Consider the following 21,843-nt stretch of genomic DNA (forward strand, 5'->3'; position numbering starts at 1 on the left):
ATTAAGGAAGGATTGTTCAAGTTAAATTGAACTGCAGTTTCTAAATAAGAAGCACCTGTCTTTAACATAAATTGTACAGAATACTCCTTCTTTGTCTTTCTTCGTTTTAATCCTTCTATCCCTTGAGATTTATAGGCTTTCACCCATTCAACTATTGGTGTCTGGCTTCCCATATTATATTTTTTTGCCAATGATCCATATCCAAGATTTCCATATAAATACTCGGTGACAAGCTTTATTTTAAATTCTTCACTATATTTAGCCATAAAAACACCCCCGAAAGTTAGATTTTTCACTCTAACATTCGGGGGTCGGTACCTTTTCATGTGGTTTTATTTTACGACTTCTACTAATATCAATTCATTTTCAACTTATGTCCGATCCTCTTTTTCTTATGGCATAAGCCGGTCAAATCGGATTCGTTTGTTCAAGTAATAGACAACGGGAGCACCGACTGCCATGACAACAAACTCACCGACGGCTACTGTAAACCATGTAAAGAAAAACGGAAGGCCGAGTACTAAGTTCAGCTCATAGGCAATGATGAACATGGTAAGCGTGAAAACAGCTGTATTAAAAGCCATCCGCAGCCAGATGTTTTGGATGAATTTAGTTGAGGTGATGGTGATCAAAAGGGCAATCACTGACTGGGCTACGCCAAAAATAAGGTCATAAACGCCAAGCGGAGAAAATAATAAATTGGTCAAAAATACCCCTATGACAATTCCAAAAATGTACTTTTTGTTGAAGACAACCAAATGGTTGAACATTTCTGAAATGCGGAACTGAACATTTGTGAAGCCGAATGGCTGCACAAAAAAAGAAACGGCAATATATAATGCCGCTAAAATACCGTTGACAGCAAGTGTCCTGATTTTCATGATTAATCTCTCCCTAGTTTTTTTTCGTGGGATGGTTTCGAACCACGTCTTACTTAGCTTATAATACCAGTGTTTGCATAGGTTTGTAAATTTTCATGTTTAAAGCATGTGCAAAATGTTTTACATTGCCTCAAAGACATTGATTGTTTTTTTTCATCACCTTGTTTTCGTAGCTCTTTAATCATATGAGCGTATTTTTACATTTTATGAGCTTCAAAAAAAGAATATAGTTGAACCGGTAGGGCGGTGTCCCCATTGGTCGACATTACAATATATGTCAATATAGCAAATAACAAAAAAGCAATCGAAAAGCTTAAATAGCTTCTTCCTTAGTTAAATGGGGGAAAGAGCTTTGGGTAAAATGGTTTTTATTTAATCTAGCAGCCGGTTGTTTTCATCCACTTCCATGATTCTAGCGTTTGAAGTTTCTTCATTAATAAATCCTGCCCCCCTGCAAACACTGCATTTATACTGCCATCCTTCATCATCAGCCAGCATTCCTGTTCCATGGCAAGCTTTGCAATGACTATCCCGAACATCCATTACAGTCTCCTCCTTTTATTAAGGGGTCTGAGCCCCACCACGTTAAAGTGCTAAAGCGGGGTCTGACCCCAGAAATGCTTATTTTTCAATTGACGAAACTTTCTTCAGGCGCTCTTTCACTAGGTTGATCAATCCGCCTTGAAGTATCACATCGACTTGTCTCTGAGACAATGCATGAGAAACCTGGATAGATACATTTTTTCCTTTTACATTAATTGTAAACTCATTACTCTGTTGTACCTTATTCCGAAGATTATTAAGTTGAAGGATATCTCCCTGTTCTATTTGATCATAATCTTCTTCATTTACAAACGTTAAAGGGAGAACGCCGAAATTCACAAGGTTTTGCCAATGGATGCGCGCAAAATCCTTAGCCAGTGCAACGCGTAGCCCAAGGAACCTAGGGGCCAAAGCCGCATGCTCCCGACTGGATCCCTGACCGTAGTTGAATCCTCCAACGATGGCATGTCCTCCTGTAGTAACACTATCCATCCCCCTTGTATAATACGTCTTATCAATGATTTCAAAAGCAAATTTGCTTATTTCCGGGAGATTACTTCGGTACGGGAGCACCCGTGCTCCCCCTGCTAGTATTTCATCGGTTGAAATATTGTCATCCATTTTCAATAAAACCGGCAGATCCAATTCGTCAGGCAATGCATCCATAGGCGGGATGGAAGCGATATTTGGGCCTTTGTGCAGCTCGACTTTCTTTGCTTCTTCATACGGTAGCGGTTCGTCCAACAAAGAAGTATCAACTGTTGGATTTTCCGGTTCTTTGCTCTTTGGATACGGTATTTTAAGTGTTCGTGGATCAGTGATTTCTCCTTTTAATGCTGAAACTGCCGCAGTTTCCGGACTGCATAGATACACACTGTCTTCCTGTGTTCCGGATCGTCCGGGAAAATTACGAGGGGTAGTCCTTAGGCTGTTCCTTCCGGTAGCTGGTGCCTGCCCCATTCCGATACAGCCGTTGCAGCCCGCCTGATGAAGCCTTGCACCTGCCTGAAGGAGACTTGCGATATGGCTTTCCTTAACAAGGTCAGTCAACATCTGTCTGGATGTTGGATTGATATCGAATGAAATGCCGTTAGCGACCGTCTTTCCTTTGACGATTTCTGCCGCCACTGCAAAATCCCTGTAACCGGGGTTTGCCGAGGAGCCAATATATGATTGATAGATGGGGGTGCCTGCGACTTCAGAAACAGGTACGACATTTCCAGGGCTGGACGGTTTAGCAATCAGCGGTTCCAACTTGGAAAGATTGATCTCTTCCTCAATGTCGTATGAAGCGTCAATATCTGCAGTCAACTCAACCCAGTCTTCCGCCCGTCCTTGCTCCTTTAAAAATCTCCTGATTTCTTCATCTGAAGGAAATACTGTTCCCGTTGCCCCGAGTTCAGCCCCCATGTTCGCAATGACATGACGGTCCATGGCGCTTAATTGATCCAATCCGGGACCGTAGTATTCGATCACTTTACCGACGCCACCCTTAACATCATGCCTTCGAAGCAACTCTAAAATAACATCCTTGGCACTGACCCAGTCAGGGAGCTTCCCCGTAAGCTTGATTCCCCACACTTTAGGCATTTTTATATAAATTGGCTCACCTGCAATAGCTAACGCCACATCCATGCCTCCGGCGCCCATAGCGAGCATTCCCATACAGCCGTTTGCACAGGTATGACTGTCGGAACCAAGGAGAGTTTTACCCGGCTTTGCCAAACGCTGCATATGCACAGGGTGACTTACTCCGTTCCCTGGACGGCTGTAATACAGGCCGAATCTGCGTGTGGCGCTTTGTAAGAACAAATGGTCATCCGCATTTTTATTGTCGACCTGTATGATATTATGATCCACGTATTGCGCCGAAGCTTCTGTTTGAGCTCGCTCCACCCCCATGGCTTCCAATTCCAGCATAACCATCGTCCCGGTTGCATCCTGTGTAAGGGTTTGGTCGATTTTTAATCCAATTTCTTTTCCAGTAACCATCTCACCTTCAACAAGATGGGACTTGATCAGCTTTTCTGTAATATTCAGCGGCATCCTTCTTCCTCCTGTTAAAAATTTTGTGATGCAATACAATACTTTTATTTAGGATTGTTATTGTGGAAGTGAAATATTCATAGCTGCCTTTATTCAGGTTCACGGAATAATTCCCCAATCTTCTCTGAGGATTAATTAAAAATGTCGGCCTCCTTTTGATTTTTCAAGGAATGCTCTCACTTTTCTGTTACCGGTTCTTTATGAAAGGTCCAAACAGCAGGGCGGCCAAACCAAACAGAGCCAAGAATAAGAAGTCACGCAAAAACCATTTCCGAAGTATGCCTCCGATGGTTCCCTCATAAAGTCGACCATAAAGATAATAAAAGGACTTTATATTCATTTGCAAAGTTTTTCCTAATATGGCTTCTGTCAAGGGAGTGTTAGGGGAGAATTCAGCAAGTACAACGAAGCTTTCATTCACCGGAATAAGGTTCATTAATAATCAAAGTATTTTTTGGAAACTTCTATCTTCAATTGGAGCCTGCTCCATCATATCCAGCCAATTCTATTCCGATAAAACGAATTGATTCATAATTGTATTAATAATAAATAATGTTTTAATAAATGCATAAAGCAGTTATAACATAAGAAAAATGCTTAAACGACTATAAAATAATTTATGTAGGAATACTTTACCTTCAATTTTTATAGTGAAATAATCCTACATAATTTAATCCTTTTCTTTGGCAATTCCCGAATAAAACAGTTATAGAATTTTATAAATACATTGCGTTAAAAAGCCTGGTAGTTTAGATAGGTGACTATGGCTTTAATACAACTTTAATACAGTTATCTTCTTTGGTGTTAAATATATGATATCCGTGAGAGGCTTCTTCCAATGGCATAGTGTGAGTAATTATTTTTGTTGGGTCTATATCCCCGTTTTTTATTTTATCGAACAAGTATGGCATATAATGACGCGCTGGCGCTTGTCCCATTTTTATTGTGATGTTTCGAGCGAAAAAAGCACCTAATGGGAACATATTATATAAACCACCATAAACCCCTGTAATTTGAAATGTTCCACCTTTACGAACAGCCTTTGTAGCAATCTGGATAGCTCCTAACGTTCCACCTTGAAGCTTTAATTTCTGTTCTACCCATTCAAGTGGAGATTTTTTACCATCCATACCTACGCAATCGATCACAACATCTGCCCCGCCTTTTGTTAATTCCTTTAATGTTTCACCCATATCATTATATTCCGTGAAATTAAGTGTTTCTGTGTTATTCATTTTTTTTGAATGATCGAGCCGGTTTGTAATGTAATCTATAGCTATAACACGTTCTGCGCCTTTCTCCCAAGCAAATCGTTGAGCCATTAATCCAACGGGGCCACAGCCTAAGACAATAACAGTATCTCTTTTTTTTACACCTGCACTATCAACACTCCAATAGGCAGTAGGAAGTACATCTGATAAAAATAATAAGGACTCATCTTCTAACTCACAGCCCTTTGGTATAATAAAAGGGGTGTAGTTACCAAAAGGAACCCTTAAATATTCTGCTTGTCCGCCGGGATAATTTCCGAATTTTTCAGAATACCCAAAGTAACCCCCTGAATCATAGTGAGGATTAGAGTTATCACATTGACTTTCTAAATCATGTTGACAATATTGGCAGGTGCCACATGCTACGGTAAATGGAATGACGACACGGTCTCCCTTTTTTACAGCTGTAACATCCGGTCCCACTTCTTCAACAATTCCCATCGGTTCATGGCCAATAACATAACCAATAGGTAAAGGGAAATTTCCTTGATATAAATGAAGATCCGAGCCACATATAGCAGTTGATGTTACTTTTATAATCACATCTTCACGGTCTTGTATCTTTGGTGCTTCTACATTTTTTACCGCTATATCATATTTTCCTTGGTATGTTACAGCTCTCATGATATCCTCCTAACATATTCATAATGATACTATTATTTTTACTTACAAGAAGATAAAATGATCGAATACATTGAGCAAATCATTTCATTTGTAAGTAAAATCTTTTTCCAGCATTGGTTGAGGAAATGGAACGCTCAATACATTGATAATTGGGTGCTTTGATTAAGGAAAGGTAGCCACTTGTACAAAATAAAAAGATGTACAAGTGGTTATTTATTATTGATACATCTGATTACTTTCACCTGCTATTGGATTCTCATCAGCATATTTATGTAAAGTCTGCTGAATAATTTGTTGATCCTCTGGAACAACCTGGTAGGTTGAGCCAATTTTACTTATCATATTTTGGTCAGCTGGTTCTAATGGATAATAACCTTTTTTAACCATATATTGCCATATGTCATAGGCATGGCTACAACTCATCATAAAAGCAGTTTGTAAAAATGAGCGTAGTTCAGGATTTGCTGCTTCCATTGCAGAATAAGCATATTCTCTTCCTGCACGTTTTAGGGTTAGTAAATAAGCTGTGGCCATTTCACGGTCATTTAAGTCTGGTACTATTGTCCTTGGTTGAACAGGTGGGTACTGATTAACTGCGGATTGAGTATAGTCGGTTAAGTTTCCTTGTTCTTTGAAGAGAGGTAACTCTTTCTTTGCTCCCTCGGTTTGATTCAGAAACTCAACCTTCATATTATAATCTCTAATATGAAAAGGGTAATGTCTTTCTAGAAGACTTTTGAATTCTTGATCTTGAATATGTTGTAGCATGTAGGACATATTCGTAATCGAGTTTACACAACTCATTGTTAATTCGTGTAAATCTTGTAATTCATGGGCAGCTAACCTCATTTTTTTCCTCCTCATTTGTTTGTCTTAAGCAAGATTACTTTTTCCTTGATATTAAAAAAGATAATTGGAAGTTTATAGAAGTAATCAGATGATTATTTCTGAATGCTATGTATTAGTAATGTGCATTAAGGTATAAAGCTTCGGATTATTATTAAAAAGATGGGATTTTGGCATTAACGCCTAATTATTTATATGGTTGTTTATGTTGAATTAAGGGGATAAGAAAAAAATATGTGAATAACTCGCTGGTTATACAAAACTAGATTATTGTTGAACTAAACAGGGGATACTTGCCTTGATTGGACTAAAGGGGCCAGCTTCGTGGCGGGATAAAAATGCCAATTCAGTCATCGAATCAGTTCCTTATCAAATAACATCACTGGATAATCATTGGCTAAATCAGGGAACTGTTGAAGGGATCTTTGCGCATTGATAACCGCTTGAAGAATTTAACTTCATTCAGCAGAAGTCTCACACTTTTGTAAGTGGTGAGATGAATGCATATTGGTATTTCATTCAGTAGGGGTTCAACCCCCGGCTGAATAAAGTTAAAGCCTCCGGCGGATGCCACAGATTTTCAGAGGGAATTTATCGAACGGAGCTCGATAAAATCTGGGTACAAATACGCCAAGGCGCATTTGATATACGGGATACTCTAGCCCACAGCCAGATTCCTTTTTTGTTTATTTTACCTAATTTTTTTAAATTACGGCATAATAACGATGGTTGTTTAACTCATTCAGCAGAAGTCTCCCACTTCAGTAAGTGGTGAGATGAATGCCTATTGGTATTCCATTCAGTGGGGTTCAACCCCCGGCTGAATTAAGTTAAAGTCTCCGGCGGATGCCACAGATTTTCAGAGGAAATTTATCGAGCTTAAGCTCGATAAAATCTAGGCGCAAATACGCTAAGGCGCATTTGATCTCATTGAAGGAGGATTATAAATGGATAAAGAAATGAATTACGGAAGTGACTACAAATATATTCCAACAACCTCTATTGGAAGTGGCATTGGCATTGAGGTACTGCCAGATTTACTTTGTCATACTGTCCAAATCGTTAATATTCATTTAGTTGGAAATCCTGACATGAAGGAATTTGTACTAGTTGATACAGGAATGCCTGAGTCGGCAAATGAGATTATTTCCGTTACCGAAGAGCGCTTTGGGGCAAACAGTCGGCCAAAAGCAATTATTTTGACACACGGCCATTTTGATCATGTTGGGGCTGTTATTGATTTGGTTAAACATTGGGAAGTTCCTGTATATGCACATAAGTTAGAAATTCCTTTCCTGACAGGTCAGAAAAGTTATCCGGAACCAGACCCAACGGTTGAAGGCGGTATGGTTGCAAAAATGTCCCCTATGTTCCCTAATGAACCGATTGACTTAGGGAATAACGTGCAAATGCTACCTTTTGATGGAACGGTTCCCCATATGCCAGGGTTTAAATGGATTCATACACCAGGACATGCTCCAGGTCATATTTCGTTATTCCGAGAAAAAGATCGAGCGTTAATCGCTGGAGATGCTTTTGTTACGGTAAAACAAGAATATCTGTATAAAGTGTTCACGCAAGAACAAGAGATAAGCGGACCTCCTCGCTATCTGACAACGGATTGGGAAGCCTCCAAAGAATCCGTCATTAAACTTGAAGCATTGAAGCCTACAGTCGCTGTCACAGGCCATGGGTTGCCAATGTCTGGTGAATTGCTAACAACGAGTCTGAAAAAACTCGTTAATCAATTTGATCAAATTGCTGTACCTGATTACGGAAAATATGTAAATAAACATATGCAATAAAGAAGAAAGCGCCTTTTTTGGAATTAAGAAGTAGGGAGGATAAATGATATTATTGCTTAGGTATCCTTATTAAAAAATTTAACAACTTTATTTTACCCCCATCCAAAAACAGGACGGGGGTATGCGTGTTGGAATTACTAAGCTTGAACAATGCTCCTTGAATTTTGGATCCTTTATTAATTGTAATTCTGACATTTCCTTATTGCAGGTGATGACAGCTTCGCTGATTCTACCCCTACGATTGTGTTCTTTGGATTTTAGGGAAATAAAGAACTCCTATAAACGAAATTGTCCAATTTTATAATGTGGATTTCTTTACACAAATTTTACACCTTAAAAAGGGGCCTTACTTTTTTGTGTGAAAAGATTATAGCCTTGTTTTTTGGTAATCTACCTAGATATAACTTTCTTCCGCATTTGACAAATCATTTTTTCTTGCTGTTGGGCAGATTTTTGTAATTCTGTACAGTTTATAGTCTTCAGAGCTTGTCAGCAACTCCTTTGCACATACCCAATTTTTCTGGGAGTCTAACTGCGGGTTACATGCTTCATCATTAAATTGAAGCTGGGTGTCATAAAAGTCATTTTTCGAAACCAACTTCTAATTTTTGGGCTCCTCGTCAAACTCGCATTGTTAATTTAAAATAGGTAAGGTTATTGTGAATTTTGTACCTTGTTGCAACGCACTCTCTACTGAAATCGTGCCTTCATGCGCTTCAATCAAACTTTTCACAATCGCCATACCTAAGCCTGTTCCTTCAGATTTTTGTTCGGTCGTCGTACCTCGATAATAACGATTAAATAGATTTTGTTGTGTTTCCTCTGTCATCCCTATCCCGTTATCTTGGATACATATGTTTAACATTTCTTGTTGTTTTTCAATCGCAGTTGTAATCATAATGGGTGCTTCATTATGGATGACTGCATTCATATAAATATTTTGGAGTGCTCGTTTTAATAAATGTGGATCAAATCCCATGGTTAAATCATGTGATTCCGCTTGCAATTCAAAATGGTGCTTTTGTGCGCGCAAATCATTGCTAGAATCGGCTATAACATGTTGGACAAACGATACAATATTTTGTGTTGTTTTACGAATGGGTACAGACTGTGAGCCATCAAAGCGCATCGCTAAATTCAAGTCTTGCACAAGTTGCTCCATATGCGTCCCCTTATCATCAATTTCTTGAATGAAATTTCGCTGTTCTTCTTTTGACCAATCATAATCAGGATTTAATAATAATGTAGAATAGCCTTTAATATACGTTAAAGGTGTTTTCAAATCATGTGAAATCCCCGCAATCCAGTCCCGTTTTGCTTTCTCAAGTTGCGCGCGTTCGCCCTTGGCTTTTTGCAACTGTGCCCGCATATGATCAAGTTGGGTGATAACTTCTTGATATAAGTGAAAGCGCATTTTAAACTTTCCTTTACGATTATAAATTTTATTACGCTCTATGAGTGGTGAAAAATCTTCATTCCCCAATTGGTCAATCCATTTCATCACGAGTAATAAGGGGCTGCCAAAATACCAGCCGAACCATATGATCCATAGGATTGTAACAAAGCCAATGACAACCGTTACCAACCATTCATAACGTTCGTCACCAAAACCCAGTTTCGGCAAAATTCCTTCCATTGCAAGGGGCACAGTTAAAGCTAAAAGCAATAGCCAAAAGACAAAACCCAATAATAAATGCTGAATAAAGCGTTGCTGGATTTTCATTAAGCATCACCTGTTGGCGGAATAAATTTATAGCCAATCCCTCGCAAATTCACGATAATTTTTGGCTTCCTCGTATTGTCGCCTAACTTTTTGCGCAGCTTTGCAATATGAATCGTTACGGTTTTTTCTTCACCAAATACATCTTCTCCCCATACACGCTCATAAATTTGTGAAGTCGTAAATACGCGGTTTGGATTTTCGCAAAAGAAATGCAGTAATTCTAACTCTTTTGCGGTAGTTTGAACTACTTCCCCATGCACAGTTAATAAAGCTTCATCTGGTGAAAATGAGAACGCGTTATATACATAGTTTTTCATTTCAGATTGTGCTGGTTTTTTTTCGTACTCACGCTGCCGTCTTAAAATAGCACGTATTCTTGCTACAACTTCAAGAGGGTTAAAAGGCTTTGTAATATAATCATCACCGCCTACACTAAGCCCTGTTAATTTATCAAAATCACTGGAACGTGCACTAATAAATAAAATGGGGGCTGTTGTTTGCTGACGAATGGCCGAACATAATGCAAAACCATCTCCGTCCGGCAGCATGACATCCAATAAAATAATATCGAAATCCTGTTCCGTTAAGGCTTGCAGTGCCTCCGCTTTCGTTGCTGCCGTCGCAATATGTGTAAAATGCTCTTTTTGCAATGTGATCTCAAGGATTTTTAAAATGCCCACTTCATCATCCACTATTAAAATGTTTGCATCATCTGTCATGCGATTCCCTCTTTTTTGCAAGATAAAAAAGTTAATTTTTTTAGGTTTAACTTTATTCAGCAGAAGTCTCCCACATTTGTAAGTGGTGAGATGAATGCATATTGGTATTCCAATCAGTGGGGGTTCAAACCCCGGCTGAATAAAGTTAAAGTCTCCGGCGGATGCCACAGATTTTCAGAGGAAATTTATCGAGCAGAGCTCGATAAAATCTGGGCGCAAATACGCTAAGGCGCATTTGATCATTTTGAACAAAGTGCTTTGTTGTTCAGCTCCAGCGCCTATCGACTAGCAGACTTTGCGACAATGTGCTCCTGCGGCGAAGCGTATTCGAAGATGTTAACCTCACCTCGTCGCAAAGCTGCATGAAGCTTACTCACGAAGTAATCCAGTAAGCTGCTTTCCTACGATAAGTCAGTAGCACTCTAGTCTGTACGTCGATGAGCAAGGCGCTATTCTTATTCTATTCTAACAAGTTTTCTTCTGCCATACCTGTCTTTTAAGTAAAAATTACGTACATTTTCCTGCCTGTTTACTTTATTTTTACTTTCATCTTTTACGCTGTAATTAAGCAAATAAACGGGAGGCTTATGTATGGATAACATGATTCAAACAAATCTATTAACAAAACGTTATACAGTCAAACCTGTCATTAACCAAGTAAGTATGAATATTAAAGAAGGCGAAATTTATGGCTTTCTCGGTCCAAACGGTGCTGGAAAAACGACGTTGATGAAAATGATATTGAATTTGGTAAAGCCGACATCAGGGGAAATTTTCATTCAAAATCGACCCATTATGACAAGTTCGTATAAATATTTAAAGGACATCGGCAGCCTCATTGAATATCCGATTTTTTATGAGGAACTAACCGCACAAGAAAATTTGCAAATGCATTGTGCTTACATGGGATATAAGGACCAAAACCATATAAAAAAAGTGCTAGACATTGTAGGTTTACAGCAAATTGAAAAGAAGAAAGTAAAGGAATTTTCCCTTGGTATGCGTCAACGTCTGGCGATTGGGCGCGCCATTGTTGCTAAACCCAAAATTTTAATTTTAGATGAGCCCATTAACGGATTGGATCCCATCGGTATTAAAGAAGTGAGAGAGCTGCTTGTCATGCTAAAACAGCAATATGGAATGACCATTTTAATATCGAGCCATATCGTCTCAGAAATCGAATCCATTGCAGATACGATTGGCGTATTAAATGAGGGAGAACTAATTGAGGAAATTTCGATGCATTCCCTGCGTGATAAACAGCAATCCATGATAGAAATGGTGGTTAGTGACACGAAAAAAGCGAAACAGTTATTAGAGGAAAAATTCAACGCTAAAGTGCAGATCACGAATACTAGTACCCTGAATATTCAACAAATACACGAAAAGCCATCAACATTAACTAAGCATTTAATCATGCATGGTATAGATGTAGATGAGGTCGAAACTTTACACCAATCGTTAGAAGAATACTTTGTCAATCGTATTAATGGGAGGAAACAACATGCTTAAATTAATAAAATTAGAATGGCGCAAGCATCAAATGGGACGTTATATTACAAGCTTTTTCTCCTGTGTTATTGGCATCTATGGCTTTGTGGCACTCATTTCATTAACTTCAAAAAATGATGTAGACGCAGCTATGGAGTCCTTTCAGGAATTTATGTCAGTAGTTAATATTTTATCGAATATTACATTTATTATTTTGGGCAGTGTTATTTTATCTCGCTTGATCATTTCAGAGTTTCGTACGAAAACGATGCAAGTATTGTTTACCTACCCTATAAAGCGTAAAAAACTTTTATTTGCTAAGTTAACGCTTGCTTACTTATTTACTGCAGGTAGTTTATTTGCCGGGGTTTGGCTTATGCAAATAATCACATACTTTTTACAACCTTCACTCGGGTTATTTGAAGGCACAGTATCCATGCAAGATTTAGTTGCGACATTTCCAAAAACATTGACTAATGCGTTAACGATGAGCGCAATTGCTTTAATTCCGTTATTTTTCGGTATGCGTAAAAAATCGACCGCGGCCACAATTACATCTGCCGTCATTATTGGCTTTTTGATTAACTCAACCGTTTCTGATGGCGGTGCAACATTTAGCTTAGCCAATGTTGTATTTATTCCACTCCTATTAGCACTGCTTGGCATTGGTATTGCCTATTTATCATTCCGCAACATTGATGTAAAGGATGTGGCTTAAATGATCCGAAAAATGTTATTTGTACTATTGCTTGGAATAATCACTGTAGCCATTATTCTTTTTATGAAACAACCGGCTAAGACGATGACAATAGGTGAATATGAAGCGATGCCACATATCGATGTGACACTTGATGAGTTAAATATCGCTATTTCCAACTCACCAGATGATAAAATACATGTTCAAATCCAAGGACATAAATTAAATAAAAATATGCTGACAATCAATGAAGAGAACAATCGATTCTTCATTAAGGAGCAGCAGAGTAAGGAAAATTGGAAAGAAAATATCCGTTTTCGTCCAACGCCAACCATAATCGTACAACTCCCCAAATCCCAAAGTAAATCACTAACACTTAAAGGTGCAGATGGAGATTTCAACATTGAAGATTTAGCGTTGGATACAGTACAAGTAGAAACGTCGGCAGGCATGGCTTATTTAAAAAAACTGTCCATTTCAAATGCTGAACTTCATACGAACGATGGCAATGTGACAATCAATAAAAGTGCTATAGAAAACTTAAATATTGCATCAAGTGCAGGTGATGTTGCCATAAAAGAAAGCACAGGCTCAGAGCATATGATACAAACGATTGATGGGCAAATCAAAATGACAGAGGCAACAGAACAGCCGAATCTACATGTAAAAAGCGTTTCGGGTGATATAGTCATTCATTATAAAAAAGTACCAACTTCACTTCAAGTAACGACCGTGGGACCAGATATTGAAAATACTTTACCAAAATATGATAAGAAAACCCACATGATTGGTAATGGTGCAAATGTGCTTTCAGCTGAAACGAAAGATGGTGTTATTACGATTAAATAGAAAAATAGAGTGAGAACTCTATGAGATCATCCTCTAAAGAAGACCTTAAAAAGGTTGGTGACCGCTAAGAACATACTTATAAAAGGAAAGGGGGTTATGCAGGTAGCAGAACAGTTCAAAAGCGTCTGTGGCTGCTGCTTTTAATTTTATTCAGCGGGGGTTCAAACCCCGGCTGAATAAAGTTAAAGCCTCCGGCGGATGCCACAGACTTTCAGAGGAAATTTATCGAGCTAAAGCTCGATAAAATCTGGGCACAAATACGCCAAGGCGCATTTGATTAGTAAAAAAACACTTGCGTTTTTTCAAGCATTGGGATAGTATATCTTTAACCAACATACTATACGGTAGGTATATATAGAAATTTCAGTCTATTTATCACTAGCTGTTTTAATGGCTAAACTGCATATGTTAACTTCATTCAGCAGAAGTCTCTCACTTCAGTAAGTGGTGAGATGAAAGCGTATTGGTATTCCATTCAGTGGGGGTTCAAACCCCGGCTGAAATAAAGTTAAAGCCTCCGGCGGATGTCACAGATTTTCAGAGGAAATTTATCGAGCTAAAGCTCGATAAAATCCTGGCACAAATACGCCAAGGCACATTTGATTTAATTTGTCTTTAATATACTGACTATTTAGTATTATCGAAAGGAAGGATATGTTTGGATTTTTCTGTTTCGGAGAAAGTAGAAGTCTTACAAAAAGAATTGACAGAATTTATGGAAGAGTACATTTACCCAAATGAAAAAGTGTATCAAGATCAGCTGGAAGCCCAAGATGATCGTTGGGGCTCTGTTCCAACGATCATTGAAGAGTTAAAAGAAAAGGCAAAATCTCAAGGGTTATGGAATTTATTTTTGCCGGATAAAAAGTATGGAGCTGGTTTAACAAATATAGAATATGCCCCTTTAGCGGAGATTATGGGACGTTCCATGATCGCACCTGAAGTTTTTAATTGTAATGCCCCTGATACGGGGAATATGGAAGTACTCGTTCAATATGGTTCCCAAGAGCAAAAAAGAGAGTGGCTGGAACCATTGCTGGAAGGTAAAATTCGCTCGTGTTTTGCCATGACAGAACCGAGTGTCGCTTCTAGTGATGCGACTAATATTCAAGCAACTATTGTTAGAGCTGGTGATGAATATGTCATTAATGGGATAAAATGGTGGTCTTCTGGAGCTGGTGATCTCCGTTGCAAAGTGGCCATATTCATGGGGAAAAATGACCCAAGCGCCCCCCGCTATGAGCAACAGTCTATGATTCTTGTACCATTGGATACTCCTGGTGTAACGATTAAAAGAATGTTGCCTGTATTTGGTTACGATGGGGCACCCCATGGTCATGCAGAAATTGAGTTTAAAAATGTACGAGTTCCTGTTTCAAATATGATTTGGGGAGAGGGGAAAGGATTTGCGATTGCTCAAGGACGATTAGGACCAGGTCGTATACATCATTGTATGCGCTTAATCGGTTCCGCTGAACGAGCTCTTGAGTTAATGACGAAACGTACCCTGCAAAGAAGTACTTTTGGTGAGAAATTAGCAAATCATGGTGTTATTCAAGAATGGATAGCTGAATCAAGGATGGAGATTGAGCAGGCAAGATTATTGACACTTAAAGCTGCCTATATGATGGATACCGTCGGAAATAAAAAGGCAAAAACGGAAATTGCTATGATTAAAGTGGTAGCACCAAATATGGCACAACAAGTGATTGATCGAGCGATTCAATTGTTTGGTGGGGCAGGAGTTAGTGAAGATTATCCACTTGCCCATCTGTATGCAAATGCAAGGACATTACGGATTGCTGATGGCCCAGATGAGGTTCACAGGAGACAAATTGCAAGGTTAGAAATGAAGAAGTATTTTTAACTTCATTCAGCAGAAGTCTCTCACTTCAGTAAGTGGTGAGATGAAAGCATATTGGTATTCCATTCAGTGAGGATTCAAACCCCGGCTGAATAAAGTTAAAGCCTCCGGCGGATGCCACAGATTTTCAGAGGAAATTTATCGAGAGGAGCTCAATAAAATCTGGGCGCAAATACGCCAGGACGCATTTGATATAATCTATTATTTATGAAGGAGTAAAGTTATGACAATACTAGACACGTTTAAATTATCGAATAAAACGGCCATTGTAACGGGAGGTGGAAGAGGATTAGGGGCTCATATAGCTGAAGCTTATGCTGAAGCTGGAGCGAATGTAGTTGTTTGTTCTAGAGACATATCCGCTTGTGAAGAAATGAGTCATAAACTTAAAACATACGGTGTTCAGTCATTAGCAATAGAATGTGACGTTACGAACCAGGAGCATATCAAAAATGTTGTCAATGAGACACTAGAAAATTTCGGATCGATTGATATTCTAGTAAATAATAGTGGATCATCATGGGCTGCACCTGTTGAAGAAATGCCTTATGAAGCTTGGGCTAAAGTCATTGATGTGAATGTAACAGGAACATTTCTAATGAGTCAAGCAGTCGGTAAAGTCATGATCGAACAGAACAAAGGAAAAATAATTAACATTGCATCAATTGCAGGGTTTGGTGGAACACCAGCTTTTATGCAAACGATTGGATATAACACGAGTAAGGGAGCCGTTATGACGTTTACAAAAGATTTAGCGGTAAAATGGGGAAAATATAATATTAATGTAAATGCAATAGCACCGGGTTTTTTCCCAACAAAAATGTCTAAAGTACTGATCGACTATGGTAAAGAAACTATACTAAGCAATACTCCGTTAAAAAGATTAGGAAAAGATTCTGATATAAAAGGGGTTGCAGTATTCTTAGCATCAAATGCCTCAGATTATATAACGGGTGATATATTAACCGTTGATGGTGGAGCGCATGCATTGTAAGTGATGGAGAATGATAGATGTTTATGGTAAATTAAACATAAAAATAAAATAGTGGTGAATTCAAAAATGAAGAAGAAAATTACAGAAAAAAGCATCGAACTTTTTGAAAAAAAAGGTTTTACCCAAACATCTATCCAAGATATAGTAGATGAATTAGAAGTAACAAAAGGTACATTTTATTACTACTTTTCTAGTAAAGAGCAATTATTAATGGCCATTCATCTTGAATATATAGATGATTTATTGGAACGACAAGAGAAAATTATGAAAGATGAAAGAAAATCTAGTGTTGAAAAAATAAGGAATGTAATAGCGTTATTAATTAATGATATTAAAGATAAAGGACCTAGTGGGCGTGTTTTTTTTCGAGAAATAAGGCATTTATCTAATCATAATATCGGTATTATAAAGAAAAAGCGCAACCAAATTAGATTAAATATTGAAAAGGTTATTAGAACTGGAATGGACAATGGTGAATTACGCCCTAATCTAAAACCAGATATCATTACTTTTGCCATTTTAAGCTTAACGAATTACAGCTATCAATGGTTTAAACCAAATGGTGAAATTCATTCAGATGAATTAGTTCAAATTTATGCAGATGTGATATTTAATGGAATAATGGAAAAAAATGATTAGATTTTGAGAAGTGTCCTTTTTTTAGTCGTACATACTAAACGGTTAGTATGGTATGTGGGCAGTAAGATCCTGTCTATTTAAATGATGTGGGATAAAACGGTCATAATTTTCATTAAAAGAGCCAAAGCCAATAAAGAACAATTGGGGAGATGAAAATGGTACAAAACTATAAAGATACAATCCAAGTAAGGAAAGGCGAGGAACTATCAAAAGAAAAACTAAAACACTTTTTACAAAAAACACTTTTGGAAACTGCCAATCATGAGTTAGAAATTGAGCAATTTGGGGCTGGACATTCAAACTTAACTTATTTATTAAAAATGGGAGATTGGGAAGCTGTATTACGTAGACCGCCTCATGGACCAGTAGCGGCTAAAGCACATGATATGAAAAGGGAATACACATTCTTAAAATATATTCACAGCGTTTATAATACAGCACCGAAACCATTGATATATTCGGATGATGAATCGGTCGTTGGCAGCCCATTTTTCATTATGGAGAGAAAAAAAGGAATTATACTTGATACACAGTTTCCAGATCATCTATCTTATCGTCCTGAACTAGGAAAACAAATATCTAAATTGATGGTAAATAAATTAGTAGAGTTACATCAGATAGACTATAAACAAACAGAGCTTATTCAACTCGCAAAACCAGAAGGGTTTATGGAGCGGCAGGTAAATGGATGGATTAAACGTTATGAACGTGCCAAAACGGATGAAATTAAAGAAGTTGAAAAACTAATCCACTATTTATTAAAACATATACCTAATTCAACTGAAGCGACTGTTATACATTATGATTACAAATTAAATAATGCCATGTTTACGGAAGATTTTACACAAATGACAGGGCTATTTGACTGGGAAATGTCAACCATTGGCGATCCTTTAGCAGATGTTGCTGTGGCGATGAGCTATTGGATTCAAGAAAACGATAATGATCTATTAAAATTTGGCTTAGGAAAACCTCCTGTTACTATAATGGATGGATTTTTTACACGGAATCAATTTATTGAAGAATATGCTTCTAATAGTGGTCGTGATGTCTCAACAATCGACTATTATATTACTTTTGCATATTTTAAATTAGCCGTAATCGGTCAGCAAATATATTATCGGTACAAAAATGGCCAAACAAATGATCCTCGTTTTGCGAAATTGAATATTCTTGTTAAAAACATGATGCGGCAAGCATTACAAAGTGCAAATCAATATAACTAGAAGAGTGTGAATAAATTGAATGTCAACTTAATAATGAAAAAGGAAGATATCGATTCATCGAAAATTACTGATCAGCAAATTGTCGTTGTATTGGATGTTTTGCTTGCAACTTCAACAATCGTAACATGTTTATTCTACGGAGCTAAAGAAATATTTCCTGTAAAGGATAAAAGGGAAGCTCTATTATTAGGAAAATCACTTATCAATTTTAAGCCCCTTCTTGTAGGGGAAGTGGATGGTAAAACGATACAAGGATTCTTAGATCCTACTCCGCTGTCTTTAAGTAAGATAGTAAAAGATAAAAGTATTATTTTAGCTACAACAAATGGTACGATAGCCATCCGTAAAGTAACATCTGCCAAACATGTTTTAATTGCCTCTCTACTAAATGGCGGTGCAGTAGCAGAATATATTCATAAGTATTTTGAAAACGATTACAGGATTATTGTTGTTTGTTCCGGATCGGGGAATCGTTTCTGTATGGAAGATTTCTATGGGGCGGGTTATTTTATTCATCGCCTAGTCAACGAGTGTAATAAGAATGAAATAGAATTAACGGATAGTGCCATAAATGCCAAACTATTTTATGAAAAATATGAGAATGAAAGCAAACAAATTCTTTCTGCAACAAGGGTTGGTAAAATGCTAGTGGACTATGGATTAGCAAATGAAATTTCCTATGTTAGCCAGCAAGATGAAATTCCGATCGTACCTCAGTTAATAGGCGACCGAATTATTGTATGAAACAAGAGGTGCTCCTGATCAAGGGCTAACGTTATTAAATTTAACTTCATTCAGCAGAAGTCTCCCGCTTCTGTAAGTGGTGAGAGGAATGCCTATTGGTATTCCATTCAGTAGGAGTTCAAACCCCGGCTGAATAAAGTTAAAGCCTCCGGCGGATGCCACAGATTTTCAGAGGAAATTTATCGAGCGGAGCTCGATAAATTCTGGGCGCAAATACGCCAAGGCGCATTTGATAGTATTGGAGGGAATCAAATGTCTGAAAAGAAAATCAATTGGAAACGCGTTTTTATTTTAGCTGGTGCGTTATGTGCGTATTTAATAGGGTCAGCTACAGCCACAGGTCAGGAGTCGATGCAATTTTTTACAGCACATGGTTATATAGGTATTGCTTCTATCATTGTTACGTTATTAGTATTTGGTTGGGCAGCTTCATCACTTATTGTGATAGGTAATGAAACAAAAAATCTTGAAGGAAATGTATATCAATATTTTCTTGGTAAATTTTTTGGCAAAGTGTTTGAATGGTTTGTTACCTTATTTCTCTTTGCCTTAACAGTTACTTTAATATCTGGATCAGGTACAATTTTTGCAGACTTTTATGGAGTAAATAAACTGGTTGGTGCAGGGGTAATGGTCGTGTTAATCTACATCACTGTTTTACTTAGTCTTCAAAAACTGGTCGATATTCTCAGTTTTATTGCACCAATCATTATTATCTTTACAACCATCATAAGTATGATCAGTATTTTTGATAGTATTGATAATCTTTTTATAGCTGAACAATTAATGAAAGAAGTAGAGGTGGTAAAAGCAGTTGACTCTTGGCTGCTTTCAGGGATATTGTATGCTGCTTTAGGAATCACTGTAGCTGCACCATTTCTTATTAAAATGGGTTCTACAACACAGAGTCGCGGAGAGGCATTATTAGGTGGTTTATTGGGTGCATTGATTTACTCCATTACGATATCAATTATATCATTTGCATTGCTTATTAATATTAAAGATATTTTTGATAAGGAAACTCCACTTGTGTATTTAGCAGAAGGGTTTCATCCGATATTTGGTTGGGTGTTTTCATTCATTTTATTGGCAGGAATCTATACGACTGGTGCTCCGATGTTTTGGTACGTTTGTAATAGCTTTGGAGCTGAAAGAACAACAAAATATAGAGTGATTTCTCTCATTTTGATATTTATTGCCTTTTTAGGTGGGTTATTTTTACCTTTTGGAAAACTAGTTGGAACTATTTTCCCTTTGACTGGAGTTTTAGGGTTAATTCTTTTAATTGTTATGGCGTATAAACAAATTAGGCTTAAAGTGAAGACTAAACAATTAGAGAAAAAAGCAATGTAAGGATGAGGAGGGGGTTTTTAAAATGAATATCGCTGAAATGGCTGTTAAAAATATCGAAAACTATGGTGAGTATCCTTTTATAACATATGAAGGTAAAAATTATACTAACTTGGAATTGGAGGAAAAGTCCAATAAATTAGCAGCTTATTTAAGGGAGCAGGGGCTTGAGGAAGATGATCGAGTGATTATTATGCTTCCAAACATGCCAGAAGTACTCATTAGCTATCAAGCAGCTTTAAAGAATGGGGCAGTCATTGTCCCCATTAACGATTCATTAAACAAATATGAAGTTCAATATGTTGTCAACCATTGTGAGCCAACTTTTATCATTACTAATGCAGAAAATGAATATAAAATCCCTGAAAATTGTACTGGAACTATACCAAACACTATTGTAATAGATTCAGATGAAATAAGACATGTTTTTAAACAGAAGGATTGTGAAGCAATAGATATTGTTTATAAACATAAAGATGATGTTGCAGCAATTATTTATACTTCAGGAACGACAGGAACTCCAAAAGGTGCGATGATTACACATGGAAATATACATTCTGTTTATTTGGAATTGCAAGCTTTAGAATTACTCGGGAAAGATCATAAGACTTTAGTAGAATTAGGATTTTCTATGTTAGTTGTTTTACCTATCTCACATATTTACGGATTAACTGTAACGATGATGTCGTATTTAGCTGGTGCTCGTATCGTACTAATGCCTCGTTTTGATATAGAAGAAATTTTCCAACATATTGAAAATGAAAAAATTCGCCTGTTTTCAGGTGTCCCAACTATCTTTTATCGAATGGCGCAATATGGTCAATTGAAACATTTTGATGTTTCTTCTGTTAAATATTGGATTTCTGGTGCAGCACCTTTATCAGAAGAAGTTCGTAAGTTTTTTGAGAGTCAATTTAAGACGCGGATGATAGAAGGCTATGGATTAACGGAATCAACTTCAAGCTTTGCTTTACAAAGATTACATTCAATTAAAGATAATTCGGTCGGGAAGCCTTTTCCGGAAAGTGACGTTGCTGTTTTTGATGAAAATCATCGCCAGTTACCAAAGGGAAGTGTAGGAGAATTAGCGATTAAAGGACCGAATGTGATGAAAGGTTACTATAAAATGGCTGAGGAAACTGAACGTGTACTTCGAGAAGGCTGGCTCATGACAGGAGATGTCGGATATATGGATGAGGACGAGGATATCTTTATCGTAGACAGGAAAAAGGATATGATCATCCGAGGTGGATTTAACGTATATCCCGTTGAGGTTGAAAAAATTCTTAATCAACATCCAAGTGTATTAGAAGCAGGTGTAATTGGTGTTAAAAATAAAGATATGGGTGAAAAAGTAAAAGCATTTGTCGCATTACAACCTGGTAAAGTAGTTACGGAAGAAGAGCTCTTGAATTATTGTAAGAGTAAATTGGCTACATACAAGGTACCCGAAGAAGTAGCCTTTCTATCTGAATTACCAGTGAATGAGCTCGGAAAAGTCGTACGGAAAGAATTGAGAAAATTGTAATTA

21 protein-coding genes and 1 riboswitch are annotated in these 21,843 nt (G+C 37.5%); of the genes, 13 read left to right on the forward strand and 8 right to left on the reverse strand.

Annotated features, from left to right (window positions below):
• From D5F11_RS20275 to D5F11_RS20295, 6 genes are all read right to left on the reverse strand, one after another.
• On the reverse strand, window positions 1–266 hold a 266-nt coding region (locus tag D5F11_RS20275; protein WP_185830816.1), incomplete at its 3' end, for a helix-turn-helix domain-containing protein.
• A 126-nt stretch (window positions 267–392) separates the two neighbouring features.
• Window positions 393–881 (reverse strand): QueT transporter family protein, encoded by a 489-nt coding sequence (locus D5F11_RS20280; RefSeq protein ID WP_120117944.1) that lies wholly within the window; start codon window positions 879–881, stop codon window positions 393–395.
• Window positions 882–888: 7 nt separating this feature from the next.
• A riboswitch (PreQ1 riboswitch) is annotated at window positions 889–933 on the reverse strand.
• Window positions 934–1,253: 320 nt separating this feature from the next.
• The gene (locus D5F11_RS26815; RefSeq protein WP_185830817.1) at window positions 1,254–1,424 is read right to left on the reverse strand and encodes a hypothetical protein; all 171 of its coding nucleotides are present in this window, start codon (window positions 1,422–1,424) and stop codon (window positions 1,254–1,256) included.
• Between the two features lie 78 nt (window positions 1,425–1,502).
• A complete protein-coding gene (locus tag D5F11_RS20285) occupies window positions 1,503–3,470 on the reverse strand; it encodes an aconitate hydratase (protein WP_120117945.1) in 1,968 nt (655 codons plus the stop codon).
• A 761-nt stretch (window positions 3,471–4,231) separates the two neighbouring features.
• Entirely contained in the window at window positions 4,232–5,365 is a 1,134-nt protein-coding gene (locus tag D5F11_RS20290; protein ID WP_120117947.1) for a zinc-dependent alcohol dehydrogenase, read from the reverse strand.
• Between the two features lie 216 nt (window positions 5,366–5,581).
• Window positions 5,582–6,214 carry a spore coat protein gene (locus D5F11_RS20295; RefSeq protein WP_120117948.1) on the reverse strand — a complete coding sequence of 211 codons (633 nt, stop codon included), beginning with the start codon at window positions 6,212–6,214 and terminating at the stop codon, window positions 5,582–5,584.
• A gap of 944 nt (window positions 6,215–7,158) precedes the next feature.
• Here D5F11_RS20295 and D5F11_RS20300 point away from each other — a divergent pair.
• Window positions 7,159–8,016, forward strand: a complete 858-nt coding sequence (locus D5F11_RS20300) for an MBL fold metallo-hydrolase (protein WP_120117949.1) — start codon at window positions 7,159–7,161, stop codon at window positions 8,014–8,016.
• 634 nt (window positions 8,017–8,650) lie between these two features.
• Here D5F11_RS20300 and D5F11_RS20305 read toward each other — a convergent pair.
• Both D5F11_RS20305 and D5F11_RS20310 read right to left on the reverse strand, forming a co-directional pair.
• Window positions 8,651–9,739 (reverse strand): sensor histidine kinase, encoded by a 1,089-nt coding sequence (locus tag D5F11_RS20305; RefSeq protein WP_120117951.1) that lies wholly within the window; start codon window positions 9,737–9,739, stop codon window positions 8,651–8,653.
• The gene (locus tag D5F11_RS20310; protein WP_120117952.1) at window positions 9,739–10,458 is read right to left on the reverse strand and encodes a response regulator transcription factor; all 720 of its coding nucleotides are present in this window, start codon (window positions 10,456–10,458) and stop codon (window positions 9,739–9,741) included. Before D5F11_RS20310 ends, D5F11_RS20305 begins: the two co-directional genes overlap by 1 nt.
• 90 nt (window positions 10,459–10,548) lie before the next feature.
• On the opposite strand from D5F11_RS20310, the gene D5F11_RS26820 reads away from it, so the two are divergent.
• The 12 genes from D5F11_RS26820 (at window position 10,549) to D5F11_RS20360 (ending at window position 21,840) form a co-directional block, all read left to right on the forward strand.
• Window positions 10,549–10,686 (forward strand): hypothetical protein, encoded by a 138-nt coding sequence (locus D5F11_RS26820; protein WP_185830818.1) that lies wholly within the window; start codon window positions 10,549–10,551, stop codon window positions 10,684–10,686.
• A 363-nt stretch (window positions 10,687–11,049) separates the two neighbouring features.
• The gene (locus D5F11_RS20315; protein ID WP_120117953.1) at window positions 11,050–11,970 is read left to right on the forward strand and encodes an ABC transporter ATP-binding protein; all 921 of its coding nucleotides are present in this window, start codon (window positions 11,050–11,052) and stop codon (window positions 11,968–11,970) included.
• A complete protein-coding gene (locus D5F11_RS20320) occupies window positions 11,963–12,667 on the forward strand; it encodes an ABC transporter permease (protein ID WP_120117954.1) in 705 nt (234 codons plus the stop codon). The genes D5F11_RS20315 and D5F11_RS20320 overlap by 8 nt, the downstream gene beginning before the upstream one ends.
• Window positions 12,668–13,495: a DUF4097 family beta strand repeat-containing protein gene (locus D5F11_RS20325; RefSeq protein WP_120117955.1), complete on the forward strand. Its 828-nt coding sequence runs from the start codon at window positions 12,668–12,670 to the stop codon at window positions 13,493–13,495.
• 463 nt (window positions 13,496–13,958) lie between these two features.
• Entirely contained in the window at window positions 13,959–14,114 is a 156-nt protein-coding gene (locus D5F11_RS26825; RefSeq protein WP_185830819.1) for a hypothetical protein, read from the forward strand.
• A 39-nt stretch (window positions 14,115–14,153) separates the two neighbouring features.
• Window positions 14,154–15,362 carry an acyl-CoA dehydrogenase gene (locus tag D5F11_RS20330; RefSeq protein ID WP_120117956.1) on the forward strand — a complete coding sequence of 403 codons (1,209 nt, stop codon included), beginning with the start codon at window positions 14,154–14,156 and terminating at the stop codon, window positions 15,360–15,362.
• A 220-nt stretch (window positions 15,363–15,582) separates the two neighbouring features.
• Window positions 15,583–16,353, forward strand: a complete 771-nt coding sequence (locus D5F11_RS20335; protein ID WP_120117957.1) for an SDR family oxidoreductase — start codon at window positions 15,583–15,585, stop codon at window positions 16,351–16,353.
• A 66-nt stretch (window positions 16,354–16,419) separates the two neighbouring features.
• Window positions 16,420–16,992 (forward strand): TetR/AcrR family transcriptional regulator, encoded by a 573-nt coding sequence (locus D5F11_RS20340; RefSeq protein ID WP_120117958.1) that lies wholly within the window; start codon window positions 16,420–16,422, stop codon window positions 16,990–16,992.
• Window positions 16,993–17,147: 155 nt separating this feature from the next.
• Window positions 17,148–18,218: a phosphotransferase family protein gene (locus tag D5F11_RS20345; protein WP_245998274.1), complete on the forward strand. Its 1,071-nt coding sequence runs from the start codon at window positions 17,148–17,150 to the stop codon at window positions 18,216–18,218.
• A 15-nt stretch (window positions 18,219–18,233) separates the two neighbouring features.
• Complete coding sequence (locus tag D5F11_RS20350) at window positions 18,234–18,962, forward strand: 2-phosphosulfolactate phosphatase (protein WP_245998275.1); 729 nt, start codon at window positions 18,234–18,236, stop codon at window positions 18,960–18,962.
• Window positions 18,963–19,214: 252 nt separating this feature from the next.
• Window positions 19,215–20,315: a YkvI family membrane protein gene (locus tag D5F11_RS20355; protein WP_120117960.1), complete on the forward strand. Its 1,101-nt coding sequence runs from the start codon at window positions 19,215–19,217 to the stop codon at window positions 20,313–20,315.
• 22 nt (window positions 20,316–20,337) lie between these two features.
• Window positions 20,338–21,840, forward strand: a complete 1,503-nt coding sequence (locus D5F11_RS20360; RefSeq protein WP_120117961.1) for a class I adenylate-forming enzyme family protein — start codon at window positions 20,338–20,340, stop codon at window positions 21,838–21,840.
• The last annotated feature ends 3 nt before the right edge of the window (window positions 21,841–21,843 follow it).

Source organism: Siminovitchia terrae, from assembly GCF_003605405.2.
GTDB lineage: Bacteria > Bacillota > Bacilli > Bacillales > Bacillaceae_C > Siminovitchia > Siminovitchia terrae.

Coding starts and splice junctions, on each gene's coding strand:
- D5F11_RS20280 (WP_120117944.1), bottom strand. CDS start 881: ATGAAAATCAGGACACTTGCTGTCAACGGTATTTTAGCGGCATTATAT.
- D5F11_RS26815 (WP_185830817.1), bottom strand. CDS start 1,424: ATGGATGTTCGGGATAGTCATTGCAAAGCTTGCCATGGAACAGGAATG.
- D5F11_RS20285 (WP_120117945.1), bottom strand. CDS start 3,470: ATGCCGCTGAATATTACAGAAAAGCTGATCAAGTCCCATCTTGTTGAA.
- D5F11_RS20290 (WP_120117947.1), bottom strand. CDS start 5,365: ATGAGAGCTGTAACATACCAAGGAAAATATGATATAGCGGTAAAAAAT.
- D5F11_RS20295 (WP_120117948.1), bottom strand. CDS start 6,214: ATGAGGTTAGCTGCCCATGAATTACAAGATTTACACGAATTAACAATG.
- D5F11_RS20300 (WP_120117949.1), top strand. CDS start 7,159: ATGGATAAAGAAATGAATTACGGAAGTGACTACAAATATATTCCAACA.
- D5F11_RS20305 (WP_120117951.1), bottom strand. CDS start 9,739: ATGAAAATCCAGCAACGCTTTATTCAGCATTTATTATTGGGTTTTGTC.
- D5F11_RS20310 (WP_120117952.1), bottom strand. CDS start 10,458: ATGACAGATGATGCAAACATTTTAATAGTGGATGATGAAGTGGGCATT.
- D5F11_RS26820 (WP_185830818.1), top strand. CDS start 10,549: ATGAATGCATATTGGTATTCCAATCAGTGGGGGTTCAAACCCCGGCTG.
- D5F11_RS20315 (WP_120117953.1), top strand. CDS start 11,050: ATGGATAACATGATTCAAACAAATCTATTAACAAAACGTTATACAGTC.
- D5F11_RS20320 (WP_120117954.1), top strand. CDS start 11,963: ATGCTTAAATTAATAAAATTAGAATGGCGCAAGCATCAAATGGGACGT.
- D5F11_RS20325 (WP_120117955.1), top strand. CDS start 12,668: ATGATCCGAAAAATGTTATTTGTACTATTGCTTGGAATAATCACTGTA.
- D5F11_RS20335 (WP_120117957.1), top strand. CDS start 15,583: ATGACAATACTAGACACGTTTAAATTATCGAATAAAACGGCCATTGTA.
- D5F11_RS20340 (WP_120117958.1), top strand. CDS start 16,420: ATGAAGAAGAAAATTACAGAAAAAAGCATCGAACTTTTTGAAAAAAAA.
- D5F11_RS20345 (WP_245998274.1), top strand. CDS start 17,148: ATGGTACAAAACTATAAAGATACAATCCAAGTAAGGAAAGGCGAGGAA.
- D5F11_RS20355 (WP_120117960.1), top strand. CDS start 19,215: ATGTCTGAAAAGAAAATCAATTGGAAACGCGTTTTTATTTTAGCTGGT.
- D5F11_RS20360 (WP_120117961.1), top strand. CDS start 20,338: ATGAATATCGCTGAAATGGCTGTTAAAAATATCGAAAACTATGGTGAG.